Raw genomic sequence first — 15009 nt, forward strand, 5'->3', positions numbered from 1 at the left:
GATCGTTTTATTGGCAACTGGTCAATGAAACATCCATAATTTCACACTCTGTTCCAGATGGTTCAGGGCGAAAGGAGAGATATCGATGAAAGCAGGAATTCATCCCAATTACAAACTTGCAACAGTAACTTGCTCATGTGGCAATACATTTGAAACAGGTTCTGTAAAAGAAGATATTCGAGTGGAAGTATGCTCAGAATGTCACCCATTCTATACTGGCCGTCAGAAGTTTGCTACTGCAGATGGACGAGTTGACCGTTTCAACAAAAAATACGGCATCAAGTCAGAAGAACAAGAGTAATAAAAGCCAGATACCCGTCAGGTGCAGTCGTGCCAGACGGGTATTTTTATTAATTTATTGCGTAGTTGTGTGAAAAGCGCTCTATCTGTGTGTGTGTCCGCTCATAGTTGCGCGAAAAGCGCTCTATCTGTGTGTGAATCCGCTCATAGTTGCGCGAAAAGCGCTCAATCCGCGTGTGAATCCGCTCATAGTTGCACGCAAAGCGCCCAATCCGCGTGTGTACCCGCTCATAGTTGCGTGAAAAGCGCTCAATCCGCGTGTGTACCCGCTCATAGTTGCGCGAAAAGCGCTCAATCCGCGTGTGTACCCGCTCATAGTTGCGTGAAAAGCGCTCAATCCGCGTGTGTACCCGCTCATAGTTGCACGCAAAGTGCTCAATCCGCGTGTGTACCCGCTCATAGTTGCACGCAAAGCGCTCAATCCGCGTGTGTACTCGCTCATAGTTGCGTGAAAAGCGCTCAATCCGTGTGTGTACCCGCTCATAGTCGTGCGTTAGGCGCTCTATCCGCGTGTGTACCCGCTCATAGTCGCACATTATTCGCTCTAATCACATCACCACATACATAAGCACGACATCGAAAGGAGATTGACCATGTACGTTTCAATGCAAGGCGGCTGGATGGAAGTCATCTGCGGCAGTATGTTTTCAGGTAAATCGGAGGAGCTCATTCGCCGCATTCGTCGCGCGGAATTTGCCAAACAAAAGATTGCGGTATTCAAACCAGCGATTGACGATAGGTATAGTGAGGAAGCTGTTGTCAGCCATGATGGCACGTCAACTATTGCCAATCCCATTTCCAAAGCGAGCGAAATACTGGACCTCGTATCAGATGATTTCGATGTGGTCGCCATTGATGAAGCTCAATTTTTCGACAAAGATATTATAGATGTCGCGATCGCACTTGCTGATCGCGGATTTCGCGTGATCATTGCAGGACTCGATCAAGACTTCAGAGGTGAACCGTTCGGGCCGATGCCGGAGTTAATGGCAGTGGCCGAACTGGTAACAAAACTTCAAGCGGTCTGTACCGTTTGTGGATCACCTTCAAGCCGAACGCAACGATTAATAGATGGACAACCTGCATGCCAAGATGATCCTATCATTCTTGTCGGTGCATCCGAAGCGTACGAACCACGTTGCCGTCAGCACCACCAAGTACCCGTCAGTCGTGCGCAGCATGCAAAATAAACATATTTCCGTCTATCCTAAAGCAAGAAAGGATAGACGGTTCTGCTATATACTAGTATATAACCCATTATTTCAGAAGAGGTGAACCGACTATGTTCGATAGACTACAAGCAGTGGAAGACCGGTATGATCGACTCAATGAACTACTTAGTGACCCGGAAATTGTCAATGATCTAGATAAATTACGAAACTATTCAAAAGAACAATCTGATTTACAAGACACGGTCGAAGTATACCGTGAATACAAAAGTGTCTACACTCAATATAACCATGCGAAAGAAATGCAAGATGAGCCACTTGATGACGAAATGAAAGAATTAGTCAAAATGGAAATCGATGAACTCGAAGACCGTATCGAGTCGCTTGAAGAACAATTAAAAGTATTATTAATTCCCAAAGACCCGAATGACAATAAAAGTGTCATCATGGAAATCCGAGGCGCTGCAGGTGGAGACGAGGCGGCCTTATTTGCCAGTAGTTTATATCGTATGTATACACGCTACGCGGAAATGAATCATTGGAAAGTGGAAGTGATCGATTCATCACCAACTGAACTTGGCGGATTCAAAGAAATTATTTTCATGATCGATGGCAAAGGTGCTTATTCCAAGTTGAAGTACGAAAACGGAGCGCACCGCGTGCAACGTGTACCGGAAACGGAATCAGGTGGACGAACACATACGTCGACTGCTACCGTTGCGTGCTTGCCCGAAGCAGAAGAAGTAGAAATTGAGATTCATGACAAAGATATCCGTACCGATACATTCGCTTCATCGGGACCGGGCGGACAATCCGTCAACACGACCATGTCTGCAGTGCGCCTTACGCATTTGCCGACTGGGACGACGGTATCGATTCAAGACGAAAAATCCCAAATCAAAAATAAAGAAAAAGCGATGAAAGTCTTGCGTGCGCGTGTCTACGATAAGTTTATGCAAGAAGTGCAAGCGGAATACGATGAAAAGCGGAAAACGGCCGTTGGATCAGGGGATCGTTCTGAGCGCATTCGCACATACAACTTCCCGCAAAATCGTGTGACTGACCACCGAATCGGCTTGACCATCCAAAAACTCGATCAGATTATAGAAGGGAAATTGGATGAAGTAATTGATGCATTGATTATAGAAGAACAAGCACATCGCTTGGAAAGTTTGGATCGCAATGACTGAGACAATGTATGAGTCTGTACAACGAGCGCAACAATTGCTTCAAGCGCGCGATATGGACACGCATGCTGCTGAACTGGCTATGCGTTCTGTCACGGGAATGAGTCGGGCTCATTATGTAGCCAGTTTCCGTGAATCTATTTCGCGTGAAACGTATGAACAATACTGGTCAATCATCACGGAATTATTGACCGGTAAACCCATTCAATATATTCTCGGTGAAGAGTCTTTTTACGGCTATTTATTCGAGGTCAATGAACATGTCTTGATTCCACGTCCTGAAACGGAAGAACTCGTCCACTATGCATTACAACGAGCGAATCAATTATTCGAGGACCGAGTTATACAAGTAGCGGATATTGGAACGGGGAGTGGAGCGATTGCTGTCGCGTTCAAAAAAGAACGACCGACTGCAAACGTAACCGCCACTGATTTCAGTAAAAAGGCGCTAGAAGTCGCAAAACGCAATGCAAAGCGCAATGAAGCGGATGTAACCTTTATGCAAGGAGATATGGAAGAACCGTTGAAATCGCAAAAATGGGATATTATCCTATCCAATCCGCCATACATCGCAGAACATGAAAAATCTGTTATGTCGCCAACTGTTTACGATTTTGAACCGCAAACGGCATTGTTCGCTGAAGAAGACGGACTCTATTTTTATCGCAGACTAGCAGAGAATCTTTTGCCTTTGATGAATCGCCCTGCGCTCATTGGTTTCGAAATTGGCTATCAGCAAGGAGCTATCGTGCAAGGTTATTTGCAAAAATCCTTTCCGGAAGCGACTGTGGAAATCGTTCAGGATATCAATAAAAAAGATCGAATGATATTTTGTGAGATTCGATGAATAAAATCTCCTCCTGCGGGACAAGATAGAGTGCAGGAGGGGATGACATGTTACAAGATTATCCGATTAACCAACAACCGACTCATACTTCGAAACTATTGGCGTTTATAGAATTTGTACTTATATTACTTACTATTCAAGCGGTGTTACTTGTATTCGGTCAGCAGGCAGCTACAGGTGAAGCGACGCAATTTCGCGTTCTCGCAAACTCTAATACGGTAGCAGATCAACAAGTGAAACGAAATGTACAAGAGAAAATTGCACCATTACTTGAGCAGGCGATCAATCAATCTACGAACATGCAGCAAATCAATGATAAACTTCAAATATTAGAGCCGACGCTTCTTGAAATCGCAAAAGCAGAAGGGAACGGCGCGCACGTAACGCTCGAGCGCAGTGCCGCAGTGATTCCACCAAAACGAGTAGGGTATTTTATTCAGCCTCAAGATGTTTACGATGCATATGTCGTGAAAATCGGTGCGGGTCGTGGGGATAATTGGTGGTGTTCATTGTTTCCGAATGTTTGCTTCCCGGAAGAAGCTACAGTGAATGAAACAGAAGAAGAAGCTGTTACATTCTTCATTTGGGAGTGGATAAAGTCACTGTTCGAATGAAACTATTCACATTTATTGTGGATAAGATCGATAAAATGTGTATAAAAAGGGGTTGAGCAAGTGGACACTACACAAACAATAGTGGATAACCTAGTGGATAACGATAGAATCTATGAACAGGCTGTGGATATCCTGAATTCTGGGGGGATAGTTGCCTTCCCGACTGAAACAGTTTACGGTTTAGGAGCCATTGCGACAAATGAGCAAGCAGTACAGCGGATTTTCGAAGCAAAAGGAAGACCATCAGATAATCCGCTGATCGTACATATTGGGAAGCAGTCAGACGTAGAAAAATACGCAACTGATATTCCCGAAATTGCAGGTATATTAATGAAAGCATGTTGGCCGGGACCATTGACGTTAATTATGAAGAAAAAGCCTGGAGTCATTGCAGATGTAGTGACGGCGGGACTTAGTACGGTAGCCATCCGCATGCCTGACCACCCGATAGCATTGGCATTATTGCGCAAGCTGGATCAGCCGTTAGCGGCACCAAGTGCAAATCGTAGCGGAAAGCCAAGCCCTACGGAAGCGGATCATGTCTATCACGATTTAATCGGAAGAGTTCCGCTGATTTTGGATGGTGGAGAGACAGGGGTAGGCCTCGAATCGACCATTTTGGATATCACAGTTACACCGCCTGTCATTTTGCGTCCGGGTGGCATTACGAAAGAGCAGCTGGAAGAATTGATTGGCACCGTCCATATGGCGAAGCTACCTACAGATCAAACGTCAACACCGCGCGCGCCGGGGATGAAATATGCCCATTATGCACCTGAAGCACCGCTATTTATCATCGAGCCGAATGCAGATTCTATTGCGCATGCGTTAGAGACTATTCATCTACAAAATAAGCGAGTCGCGATCATTGGACCTGATGAGTTATACACAGAAAACGCGGATTGGTACTTTTCCACAGGTTCTATCAACAGTCGGGAAGCGATGGCATCGAGTCTCTACAAAGCGATTCGCCAATGCGATCACACAGAGGCAGATATAATCCTCGCCATTGAGACTGATCATTCGGGTATCGGTGCAGCGGTGATGAACCGTCTCGATAAAGCTTCAGACGGCAAGCGTTTCACTGAATAACATTTCACTAATGATGAATAGCTCCCTTTAGCACCCGCATAAGATAAGTAGATGCGAGACTTGCGAGGGGGCTACTTTTTTGATAGAAATCATAGCGGCTATCGTTACAACGATCGATATCCTAATCGTCTATACATTACTCCGATTGCGGCGAGGTCGATTGATGATCATGCTGTGGACTACTATACTGAATGTCTTGCTGCCACTTATCGGTTTCTACGCAGGGGAATGGGTGATGATCTATTTTGTAGGATGGGGTCATGCGCTCTCAAGTGTACTCTTGTCACTCATAGGTCTTCACATTTTACTCTCGGACAGTGAACAGCCGTCAGTCGTTAATAAAATATCTCCATTTTTCTTGGCGCTGATCGTCAGTATAGATGCATTCGGAGTAAGTGTGACATTCGGTATGATGCAGCTGAACAAATGGCTGTTTGTTTTGGCGTCCGGCTTCTTTTCTGTTCTATTTTCGGGCATCGCTTTATTGTACACAGGCCGTTTGCGTATAATTAATGGTACATTTATTCGACGATTGGCAGGTATTATATTCATATGCATGGGTGTATTGTCCTTGTTTTTATAAAAAAGTGTTTCTTTTTTCTCATAAATCCGTTATTCTGTAAAGTAGGTGAAGAAAATGAATATTTATTTTATTTGTACAGGCAACACATGTAGAAGTCCTTTGGCAGAAGCATTAGTCAATCACGCCAATGTGCCAGGTATTACGGCGAAATCAGCAGGTATCCATGCGATAGATGGCTTGCCGATTTCCAAGAACTCAGCACAGTTGTTGACGGAAGAAAAAATACCTTTCACTCCTTATTCTAATGAAGTTACGTCAGCTGATATGGAGTGGGCAGATATTGTTTTAACGATGACAGCAAACCATCGAGATATCCTACACAGTCGTTTTCCTGCAATGAAAGAAAAAGTGTTTACATTAAAAGAATACGCGGGGACAATGACGGATCTTGATGTACATGATCCATATGGTGGAGATTTGGAAACATACCGCACCACATTTTATGAGCTGACTAAACTCATTAACTCCGTCATCCGACAGCAAACGGAGGAGAACTTATGAATGAACCGAAAAAAGTAGGGCTACGGGCGAAACTCGTCTTATTTATTGTGATTCTGGCAGTCATCACGTATACGACGAGTGCGGTATTCATTAACTGGGTCCAGCCAACATTCTTCCCGGATGTACGGCCATTCGTTTTTCAACTGCTTACATATGCGATGGGCATTATGTGGTCAGGTATTTTAGCGGCCATGTTCAGTACTATTTTGACCAAGCCATTGCAACGTTTGGAAACTGCTGCTATGAAAGTGGCGGATGGGAAAATTGGTACGGACATTCAACTGCCAAACTCATCGGATGAAATTCATTCCGTCTCCAAAGCTTTCCAGCAAGTGGTCGTCAATTTGCGCAACATTATCGAACAAATCGAATCCAACTTTCAAGCTACGGCTCAATCTGTCGATGAATTGACAAAGGAGACGAGCGTAGCGTCCGGCCAATCCGATGCCATTGCACGTACTATTGGAGAAATTTCCGATGGCGCAGAAAACACGTCGGAGTCGATTCGGGAAACAGTCAATGCGATTGAAGACATTCGTCAACTCGCGGTGGAAGTCAATCATCGAGCGGGACAATCATCCGAGCAATCTAAAGTGATGTTAAAGGAATTACACGCGACAACAGAAATCTTCCAATCGGTATTAGCGGGAATTCATCAAATGAGCAGCCAAAGCGAGCATTCATTGGAAACGATACAAGTACTAGATGAAAATGCACATAAAATCGGTGAAATCGTGGAACTTGTCGGCAACATCGCGGGGCAGACAAACCTTCTGGCGCTTAATGCTTCTATAGAGGCGGCGCGAGCGGGAGAGCATGGTAAAGGCTTCGCTGTCGTGGCGGAAGAAGTCCGTAATTTAGCGGATGAAAGTGCCAAGGCCGTCCAGATGATTTCTGGACTTGTTCAAACGATTCAATCAGACGTCAAACAAGTCGTAGCTGAAATGAAGCAACAAGTGGAAACGGCATCCACTGAGGCCAAACGTGCGACGAAAACAAATGGAAACGTTGAAACGATGACCGCCACCATTCAGACAATGGCACTTTATGTAGAAGAAATCAGCCAAATCGTCGGCAATCAAATGCAGACGATCGAGCATACGGCTAAGCAGTCGATGGAAGTAGCGACGATTGCAGAACATACTTCCGCGGGAGCAGAAGAAGTTCGTGCGGCCACTGAAGAGCAGGTGGCGTCGATAGATCAAACCAAGAACAAGGCGTTGGAGCTGAAGGAGCAATCGGAAGAATTGTATAAAGTGATCCGGAAGTTCGACCGAACGCCAATGTAATACGTAATGACGATTCTGAGGTGTTTCACGCTCTGGATCGTTTTTTTTATTTGTGGAGCGGGTGAAAGCATGTTTCTAGTTAGAGGAAGTTGTTTTGCTGGCGGTAGGCGTTGTCGTGGAGTATCTTTTTAGAACCACAAGCCAAATAAATACTTTACAGTAGTGCAGGTCCCAAAGGTGAAACATTCTGAATCGAATGCCCAATCTTCATCTTGCAACGACGAAAAAACGACTTCTTACAGCTCAAACACGTACAATCATTTCGTTTTATTCATATAACATTCGTCTTTATGACAAAACTTCAACGTTTCAAAATGATAATTTCAAAAATAGTACAGTAAAACCGATGATTTTTTTATTGAACAATGATAGAATAAGCGATAAGTAAAAATAGAAATGAGGGTGCGCAGTGAAAGTTGCAATTTCTTCAGACCACGGAGGCAACAATCTCCGAAAAGAGATCACCAATCTATTAACCGAACTCGACATAGAATATATCGACTACGGACCGGATGCCGACACTTCCGTCGACTATCCAGACTATGCAGTACCAGTAGCGAATGACGTCGTAGCGGGGAAAGTAGACCGCGGAATCTTGATTTGTGGCACAGGAATCGGCATGTCCATTTCCGCCAATAAAATCAAAGGCATCCGTTGCGCGCTCGTTCATGATGTATTTAGCGCAAAAGCAACACGCGGACATAATGATTCCAACATGTTAGCAATGGGAGAACGCGTAATTGGACCAGGGCTAGCGCGAGAAATCGTTAGTACTTGGCTTGAGACAGAATTTGAAGGCGGCCGTCACGAGCGTCGTATAAATAAAATGATGGAGCTTGAAAAGAACTAAAGAAAGCAGGTGGAACAAGTGGATGCCATTCAATTATGGAAACTGCAGCTAGAACAAGCATTGACCGAATTTGCGGAACAAGCACCACCTGCCGAGGAGACGATTTTCGTTGTCGGCTGTTCTACTTCTGAAGTAGCAGGTGCACGCATCGGTACGAATGGTGCCCTGGAAATAGGAGAAGCCTTATTCGCGCCGCTTCAAGCGTTTGCGGATAAACACCATGTACATTTAGCTTTCCAAGGCTGTGAGCATATCAACCGTGCCATTACATTGGAGCGCAAGACGGCGCAGCAATTTCATCTGGAATCTGTATCCGTCGTACCCGTTTTTAAAGCGGGTGGCTCGATGTCTACCTATGCGTACAAACAATTCAGCGATCCTGTCGTAGTAGAATCAGTGCAAGCGAATGCCGGCATCGACATCGGACAAACGTTAATTGGCATGCAAATGAAGCCGGTTGTCGTACCGATCCGTACGTCGATTAATAAAATCGGTGAAGCTGTCATCACGCTTGCGACAACTCGTCCAAAATTAATTGGCGGAAGTCGTGCGAAATACGAATAAACCGTGTACAATACAAGAAAATATAAAACTATCAGAAAAAAAGGGGATACTATCCAATGGACTTAAGCAATGTACAACACAATGATGCAGCAGTTTATGAAGCAATCATGGCTGAAAAGAACCGCCAAAACTCGAACATCGAATTAATCGCATCTGAAAACTTCGTAACAGAAGCAGTAATGGAAGCACAAGGATCATACTTGACGAATAAATATGCTGAAGGATATCCAGGCAAGCGTTACTACGGTGGATGTGAGCACGTAGACGTAGTCGAAAACATCGCACGCGATCGCGTAAAAGAAATTTTCGGCGCGGCATATGCAAACGTGCAGCCACACTCCGGTGCTCAAGCAAACATGGCAGTTTACTTCACAGCACTTGAGCCGGGCGACACAGTTCTTGGGATGAACCTTTCTCACGGCGGCCACTTAACACACGGTTCACCAGTTAACTTCTCCGGAAAGCTTTATAATTTCGTAGATTACGGTGTAACAAAAGAAGAAGAAGTGATCGACTATGAAGACGTTCGTCAAAAAGCGCTTGAGCACAAGCCGAAAATGATCGTTGCAGGTGCAAGTGCATATCCACGCGCAATCGACTTCGCGAAATTCCGTGAAATTGCGGATGAAGTCGGCGCATATTTGATGGTAGATATGGCGCACATCGCGGGACTAGTCGCAGTAGGTGAGCATCAAAACCCAGTACCACACGCGCACTTCGTGACATCCACAACGCATAAAACATTGCGTGGACCACGTGGCGGGATCATTCTATTAAATGAAGAAACAGCTGAAGAATTTGGCAAGAAAATCGACAAAACAGTATTCCCAGGCGTTCAAGGTGGTCCTTTGATGCACGTAATTGCTGCAAAAGCGGTAGCGTTCAAAGAAGTATTGGATCCTTCATTCAAAGAATATGCACAACAAGTAAAGAAAAACGCTGTAGCATTGGCTGAAAAACTACAATCAGAAGGTATCGACGTCGTTTCTGGCGGAACAGACAACCACATTGTACTAGTGAAGCTGAAATCACTTGAACTAACAGGTAAAGTAGCAGAGCACGTACTGGACGAAATCGGTATCACAGTAAATAAAAACACAGTACCATTCGATACAGAAGGACCATTCATCACTTCTGGTATCCGCATCGGTACACCGGCTGTTACAACTCGTGGTTTCGTAGAAGAAGATATGGTGGAAGTGGGACGCATCATCGCAACATTATTAAAAAACCATGAAGACCCGTCAGCAAAAGACGAAGCACGCAAAGCCGTTACAGCTCTAACAGATCAGCATCCTCTATATAAGTAAGAAAACTAGCGCCTTGACCTTGTGTCGGGCGCTTTTTTATGTGGTGGGCGAGTGTTTATGAGCGGAAGTTTGGTGTTATAGAGCGGATCGGCCGGCTGATAGAGCGCTCAAGCGGGAAGATAGAGCGAATCCGCCGGCCAATAGAGCGCTTGAGTGGGAAGATAGAGCGGATCGGCCGGCTGATAGAGCGGTTAAGTGGGAGGATAGAGCGGATCCGCCGGCCAATAGAGCGCTTAAGTGGGAAGATAGAGCGGATCGGCCGGCCAATAGAGCGCTCAAGCGTGAAGATAGAGCGGATCGGCCGGCTGATAGAGCGCTCAAGCGTGAAGATAGAGCGGCTCAGCCAGCTGATAGAGCGCTTAAGTGGGAAGATAGAGCGGATCGGCCGGCCAATAGAGCGCTCGAGTGTGAAGATAGAGCAGATCGGCCGGCTGATAGAGCGCTTAAGTGTGAAGATAGAGCGGATCGGCCGGCCAATAGAGCGCTTGAGTGGGAAGATAGAGCGGTCAGCCCAGCTAATAGAGCGCTCAAGCATGAAGATAGAGCGGATCCACCAGCCAATAGAGCGCTCCCAAAAGAAATATGATTCTTCACAAGATTAAATGTCCACCCCGCTTTATTTTCATTATGACAAATCACACAAGTTCACTGCGCCTGCCGCTTGATTTCTGTTATAATGTACAAGATATTCCGAAAAGGAGCGATACCAATGGGAAAAGTACATGTATTTGATCATCCATTAATTCAGCACAAATTGACGTTTATACGAAAGGCCGATACAGGAACGAAAGAATTCCGCGAGCTTGTGAACGAATTAGCCACACTTATGGCTTTCGAAATCACACGTGATCTTCCGACGCAGGAAATCACGATTCAGACACCTGTCTGCGAAGCTAAATCTCGTATCTTGGCAGGGAAGAAATTAGGGATTGTTCCGATTTTACGTGCGGGAATCGGCATGGTAGACGGGATTATCGATTTAATTCCGGCTGCAAAAGTAGGACATGTTGGATTATTCCGCGACCCAGAAACGTTAAAGCCTGTTGAATACTTTGTAAAATTGCCTTCTGACGTGGCTGAGCGCGAATTCATCGTAGTGGATCCGATGCTTGCGACAGGGGGAACTGCAGTTGAAGCCATCAATTCAATGAAAAAGCGTGGCGCGGTTAACATTAAATTTATGTGTCTAGTTGCAGCTCCTGAAGGCGTCGAAGTTCTGACGAAAGCACATCCTGATGTGGACGTGTATATCGCGGCGCTAGACGAAAAGTTGGACGAACACGGCTATATCGTCCCTGGACTAGGTGACGCGGGTGACCGTTTATTCGGCACGAAATAATGGAGGGATCATTCATTGACTAAGAAATGGAAAGTGATGACGATTTTCGGTACGAGACCGGAAGCTATCAAAATGGCGCCGCTTGTTCTTGAATTGGAAAAGCACCCGGATGAAATCGAATCCATCGTCACAGTCACTGCCCAGCATCGTCAAATGCTGGATCAGGTGCTGGAAACATTTAAAATCACACCAGACTATGATTTGAATATCATGAAAGAACGCCAAACGCTCATCGATGTGGCAACACGTGGCCTAGAAGGTTTGGACAAAGTAATGAAAGAAGCGCAACCGGATATCGTGCTCGTCCACGGTGATACATCGACGACATTTATCGGCAGTCTCGCTGCGTTCTATAATCAAATTTCAGTAGGTCACGTTGAAGCGGGGTTGCGTACATGGAATAAATATTCGCCGTACCCTGAAGAAATGAACCGTCAATTGACAGGCGTGATTGCCGATCTACATTTCTCACCGACTGAGAAATCAGCACAAAATCTGATCGATGAAGGTAAAAACAAAGATCGCATCTACGTCACAGGCAACACGGCTATTGACGCATTGCAAACAACGGTAGATCCGGATTATCATCACCCGATTTTTGATCAGCTGGGAGACGACCGGTTAGTGCTATTGACTGCACATCGACGTGAAAACCTCGGTGAACCAATGCGCAATATGTTCCGTGCAATCAATCGCTTGCTCGACAAACACGATGACATCCAAGTGATCTATCCAGTACACATGAATCCGGCTGTTCGTGAAGTGGCGGATGAATTGTTAGGCGACAACGACCGCATTCATCTAATCGAGCCGCTAGAAGTACTCGACTTTCACAACTTCGCAGCGCGTTCGCACATTATCCTCACAGACTCAGGCGGTATCCAAGAAGAAGCACCATCGCTTGGAAAACCTGTTATTGTTCTGCGAGACACAACCGAACGCCCAGAAGGTATTGATGCAGGAACACTGCGCCTGGCGGGAACAGAAGAAGAAAACATCTTCCAACTTTCCGACGCGCTGCTATCCGACGATGCGGAGTACGAAAAAATGTCCAAGGCTCATAACCCATACGGTGATGGCCATGCATCTGCACGAATAGTAGAGTCGCTACTCAAATATTTATCTTCATTATAAGAACCGAAACAGCAGAGAATTCTCATCTGCTGTTTTTTTTGTCTGCCAATAAAAGTGGCTAAGACAAGAGAGGGGAGGGGCTTGTAGTTCGGGATGAAGCTCCAGCTGGCGTATGTTAAAACCTATTTACTAAGTGGTTGAAATTACATCACTCACCGACAATAGTATTTGAACTATAGTTATTTTGTGAATTCAGCTCACCCCAACACTCTGCCGACCTCCTGTAGCAATAAACCACTGCACTCTAGAACATTTCATTCTGAAAACACTAACAATATTTCACTCTAAAAAAACGATGAAATAACCATATATAACCAGAAAACAAATATGTCGAATGTTTGACAATGAGAACACATTGTGAATTTATTCACCTGAATCAATTGACATAAAAAACCCTCTATTGTATGCTAACAAAGGGTAAGATTGATAAGGAACTCATACATAAATTGAGTACAGAAATCATGTTTCGTAGGTTTCAAGTCTTCACTCGGAAGCGCTACATCCTAACTCTTTGTCGACGTCGCACATAGCAACGTCACCTGGTGGACGGAAAAGGCGATTCACTTACAATTTCCAGATTTCTTCACAAGGAATCTATGTCGTTGAAAAAGATCAAAACGACAAAGACTCACTGCTCGACACAAGTCGGGAATTACTGAACACTTCAGACGCTGTAATCCAAAATACGAATTGGGAGAATAAACAATGCAAAGTATGCAGGAAATTTTCAAACAGCAGAAGAAGAGTTTCTTTTTTTTGCTTGCATTGTTCGTGCTCGGTTGGTTCTTCTTTGACTACCGGACTATCTTCGCTGGGCTCATCTTAGGTTCACTTTTCGGTATGTATAACTTTTGGATTCTCGTTCGACGGATGGAACGGTTTGACCGGTCTATCGATGAAGGGAAGCGAGCGAAGTCATTAGGTATGGGCTTACGTTTTGCATCAGGTGTAGGGGCTACGGCCATTGCACTCGTTATGCCGGAGGAGTTTGATCTGATCAGCACGGTAATCGGGTTAATGATACCCTATGCATTGCTGTTTACTGGTCATCTGCTGTTCCATTTAAAGCAATGACACTTTACTAGCAAGGGGAGGTGAACAAAAACGTGAATCATGAAAATCCACAGTTTATTTTATTCGGAATCGGGTTTAACCCATCGAATATACTGATGTTATTTGTAACGTGTCTGATTGTCTTCCTGATTGCAGTTGCATCTACACGGCGGCTTCAGATGAAACCTACGGGTATGCAGAACTTCATGGAGTGGGTCATGGACTTTGTCAAAGGCATCATCAAAAATAACATGGACTGGAAAACGGGAGGCCGCTTCCACGTACTAGGCATCACTTTGATCATGTTTGTCTTTGTTGCAAATATGATTGGACTTCCATTCGCAATCGTATGGGATCACCAACTCTGGTGGAAATCACCGACAGCCGATCCAGTTATCACGTTAACCCTCGCTGCTACAGTTGTTGCGTTAACGCATTACTATGGTGTGAAACAGCTCGGAATGGGCAAGTATTTGAAAACGTACTTCCAGCCAATTCCATTCTTGGCACCATTGAAGGTCATTGAGGAATTCGCAAATACGTTGACACTCGGTCTTCGTCTTTACGGTAACATTTTCGCAGGTGAAATCTTGATTGGTTTACTTGCAACATTGGGTGCTTCAAGCATCTTCGGTCTTGCCGGAGCTGTTATACCAGCACTTGCATGGCTCGGTTTCTCGGTATTCATCGGGGCGATCCAAGCATTTATCTTCGTTATGTTAACGATGGTCTATATGGCTCACAAGGTCAGCACAGATCACTAAACATATATTTACCCTGTAATCAGGGAACAAAACTACAAAGAATATTAGGAGGAAATACAAAATGGCAGGTATGGGTTTATTAGCAGCAGCTATTGCAGTTGGTCTAGGTGCACTTGGTGCAGGTATCGGTAACGGTTTAATCGTTTCTAAGACAGTTGAAGGGATCGCTCGTCAACCAGAAGCACGTGGCGTTCTACAAACAACAATGTTCATTGGTGTTGCATTGGTTGAGGCACTTCCAATCATCGCAACAGTTATTGCGTTTATCGTAATGAACAAATAATATTTGTGTTATATGGCGAAGCATGCAGTCTAGGTCTTCGCCATTGCTTTATGTCAACAACTAAACAATTGATAGATCTGAATGAATAGAGTGTTCCAATTAGAGTAAGAAACGAAAGAGTCATGAGCTC

Annotated in this window: 18 protein-coding genes; all 18 read left to right on the forward strand. The window is 44.9% G+C overall.

Going from position 1 to position 15009, the window contains the following annotated elements:
* Window positions 1-85 precede the first annotated feature (85 nt).
* The 18 genes from rpmE (at window position 86) to atpE (ending at window position 14879) form a co-directional block, all read left to right on the forward strand.
* Entirely contained in the window at window positions 86-301 is a 216-nt protein-coding gene (rpmE, locus tag SporoP8_RS11895; protein WP_085132697.1) for a 50S ribosomal protein L31, read from the forward strand.
* A 592-nt stretch (window positions 302-893) separates the two neighbouring features.
* Window positions 894-1490 (forward strand): thymidine kinase, encoded by a 597-nt coding sequence (locus tag SporoP8_RS11900; RefSeq protein ID WP_085132698.1) that lies wholly within the window; start codon window positions 894-896, stop codon window positions 1488-1490.
* 92 nt (window positions 1491-1582) lie between these two features.
* On the forward strand, window positions 1583-2659 hold the full coding sequence (gene prfA / locus SporoP8_RS11905; protein ID WP_085132699.1) for a peptide chain release factor 1: 1077 nt from the start codon (window positions 1583-1585) through the stop codon (window positions 2657-2659).
* Window positions 2652-3503 (forward strand): peptide chain release factor N(5)-glutamine methyltransferase, encoded by an 852-nt coding sequence (gene prmC, locus SporoP8_RS11910; protein ID WP_085132700.1) that lies wholly within the window; start codon window positions 2652-2654, stop codon window positions 3501-3503. Before prfA ends, prmC begins: the two co-directional genes overlap by 8 nt.
* Before the next feature lie 47 nt (window positions 3504-3550).
* Window positions 3551-4117: a stage II sporulation protein R gene (locus SporoP8_RS11915; RefSeq protein WP_085132701.1), complete on the forward strand. Its 567-nt coding sequence runs from the start codon at window positions 3551-3553 to the stop codon at window positions 4115-4117.
* 60 nt (window positions 4118-4177) lie between these two features.
* The gene (locus SporoP8_RS11920) at window positions 4178-5209 is read left to right on the forward strand and encodes an L-threonylcarbamoyladenylate synthase (protein ID WP_085132702.1); all 1032 of its coding nucleotides are present in this window, start codon (window positions 4178-4180) and stop codon (window positions 5207-5209) included.
* Between the two features lie 79 nt (window positions 5210-5288).
* A complete protein-coding gene (locus SporoP8_RS11925) occupies window positions 5289-5792 on the forward strand; it encodes a manganese efflux pump (RefSeq protein ID WP_085132703.1) in 504 nt (167 codons plus the stop codon).
* A gap of 54 nt (window positions 5793-5846) precedes the next feature.
* Window positions 5847-6293 carry a low molecular weight protein arginine phosphatase gene (locus tag SporoP8_RS11930; protein WP_085132704.1) on the forward strand — a complete coding sequence of 149 codons (447 nt, stop codon included), beginning with the start codon at window positions 5847-5849 and terminating at the stop codon, window positions 6291-6293.
* A complete protein-coding gene (locus tag SporoP8_RS11935) occupies window positions 6290-7582 on the forward strand; it encodes a methyl-accepting chemotaxis protein (RefSeq protein ID WP_085132705.1) in 1293 nt (430 codons plus the stop codon). Before SporoP8_RS11930 ends, SporoP8_RS11935 begins: the two co-directional genes overlap by 4 nt.
* A gap of 409 nt (window positions 7583-7991) precedes the next feature.
* Window positions 7992-8432, forward strand: coding sequence for a ribose 5-phosphate isomerase B (gene rpiB / locus SporoP8_RS11940; protein ID WP_085132706.1), 441 nt, complete (start codon window positions 7992-7994; stop codon window positions 8430-8432).
* Window positions 8433-8450: 18 nt separating this feature from the next.
* Window positions 8451-8996, forward strand: a complete 546-nt coding sequence (locus tag SporoP8_RS11945) for a TIGR01440 family protein (RefSeq protein ID WP_198166007.1) — start codon at window positions 8451-8453, stop codon at window positions 8994-8996.
* Between the two features lie 56 nt (window positions 8997-9052).
* Window positions 9053-10306: a serine hydroxymethyltransferase gene (gene glyA, locus SporoP8_RS11950; RefSeq protein WP_085132708.1), complete on the forward strand. Its 1254-nt coding sequence runs from the start codon at window positions 9053-9055 to the stop codon at window positions 10304-10306.
* Window positions 10307-10344: 38 nt separating this feature from the next.
* Entirely contained in the window at window positions 10345-10908 is a 564-nt protein-coding gene (locus tag SporoP8_RS11955) for a hypothetical protein (protein WP_085132709.1), read from the forward strand.
* A 107-nt stretch (window positions 10909-11015) separates the two neighbouring features.
* Window positions 11016-11645 (forward strand): uracil phosphoribosyltransferase, encoded by a 630-nt coding sequence (gene upp, locus SporoP8_RS11960; RefSeq protein WP_085132710.1) that lies wholly within the window; start codon window positions 11016-11018, stop codon window positions 11643-11645.
* Window positions 11646-11660: 15 nt separating this feature from the next.
* The gene (gene wecB, locus SporoP8_RS11965) at window positions 11661-12779 is read left to right on the forward strand and encodes a non-hydrolyzing UDP-N-acetylglucosamine 2-epimerase (protein WP_085132711.1); all 1119 of its coding nucleotides are present in this window, start codon (window positions 11661-11663) and stop codon (window positions 12777-12779) included.
* 705 nt (window positions 12780-13484) lie between these two features.
* A complete protein-coding gene (locus SporoP8_RS11970; RefSeq protein WP_085132712.1) occupies window positions 13485-13853 on the forward strand; it encodes an ATP synthase subunit I in 369 nt (122 codons plus the stop codon).
* 32 nt (window positions 13854-13885) lie between these two features.
* The gene (gene atpB / locus SporoP8_RS11975) at window positions 13886-14596 is read left to right on the forward strand and encodes a F0F1 ATP synthase subunit A (RefSeq protein WP_085132713.1); all 711 of its coding nucleotides are present in this window, start codon (window positions 13886-13888) and stop codon (window positions 14594-14596) included.
* Between the two features lie 70 nt (window positions 14597-14666).
* Window positions 14667-14879, forward strand: a complete 213-nt coding sequence (gene atpE / locus SporoP8_RS11980; RefSeq protein ID WP_029053447.1) for a F0F1 ATP synthase subunit C — start codon at window positions 14667-14669, stop codon at window positions 14877-14879.
* The last annotated feature ends 130 nt before the right edge of the window (window positions 14880-15009 follow it).

The sequence above is a fragment of the Sporosarcina ureae genome (assembly GCF_002101375.1).
Taxonomy (GTDB): Bacteria; Bacillota; Bacilli; order Bacillales_A; family Planococcaceae; genus Sporosarcina; species Sporosarcina ureae_B.

Coding starts and splice junctions, on each gene's coding strand:
- upp (WP_085132710.1), top strand. CDS start 11,016: ATGGGAAAAGTACATGTATTTGATCATCCATTAATTCAGCACAAATTG.
- SporoP8_RS11935 (WP_085132705.1), top strand. CDS start 6,290: ATGAATGAACCGAAAAAAGTAGGGCTACGGGCGAAACTCGTCTTATTT.
- SporoP8_RS11930 (WP_085132704.1), top strand. CDS start 5,847: ATGAATATTTATTTTATTTGTACAGGCAACACATGTAGAAGTCCTTTG.
- rpmE (WP_085132697.1), top strand. CDS start 86: ATGAAAGCAGGAATTCATCCCAATTACAAACTTGCAACAGTAACTTGC.
- SporoP8_RS11955 (WP_085132709.1), top strand. CDS start 10,345: ATGTGGTGGGCGAGTGTTTATGAGCGGAAGTTTGGTGTTATAGAGCGG.
- prfA (WP_085132699.1), top strand. CDS start 1,583: ATGTTCGATAGACTACAAGCAGTGGAAGACCGGTATGATCGACTCAAT.
- glyA (WP_085132708.1), top strand. CDS start 9,053: ATGGACTTAAGCAATGTACAACACAATGATGCAGCAGTTTATGAAGCA.
- SporoP8_RS11915 (WP_085132701.1), top strand. CDS start 3,551: ATGTTACAAGATTATCCGATTAACCAACAACCGACTCATACTTCGAAA.
- prmC (WP_085132700.1), top strand. CDS start 2,652: ATGACTGAGACAATGTATGAGTCTGTACAACGAGCGCAACAATTGCTT.
- SporoP8_RS11970 (WP_085132712.1), top strand. CDS start 13,485: ATGCAAAGTATGCAGGAAATTTTCAAACAGCAGAAGAAGAGTTTCTTT.
- SporoP8_RS11900 (WP_085132698.1), top strand. CDS start 894: ATGTACGTTTCAATGCAAGGCGGCTGGATGGAAGTCATCTGCGGCAGT.
- atpE (WP_029053447.1), top strand. CDS start 14,667: ATGGGTTTATTAGCAGCAGCTATTGCAGTTGGTCTAGGTGCACTTGGT.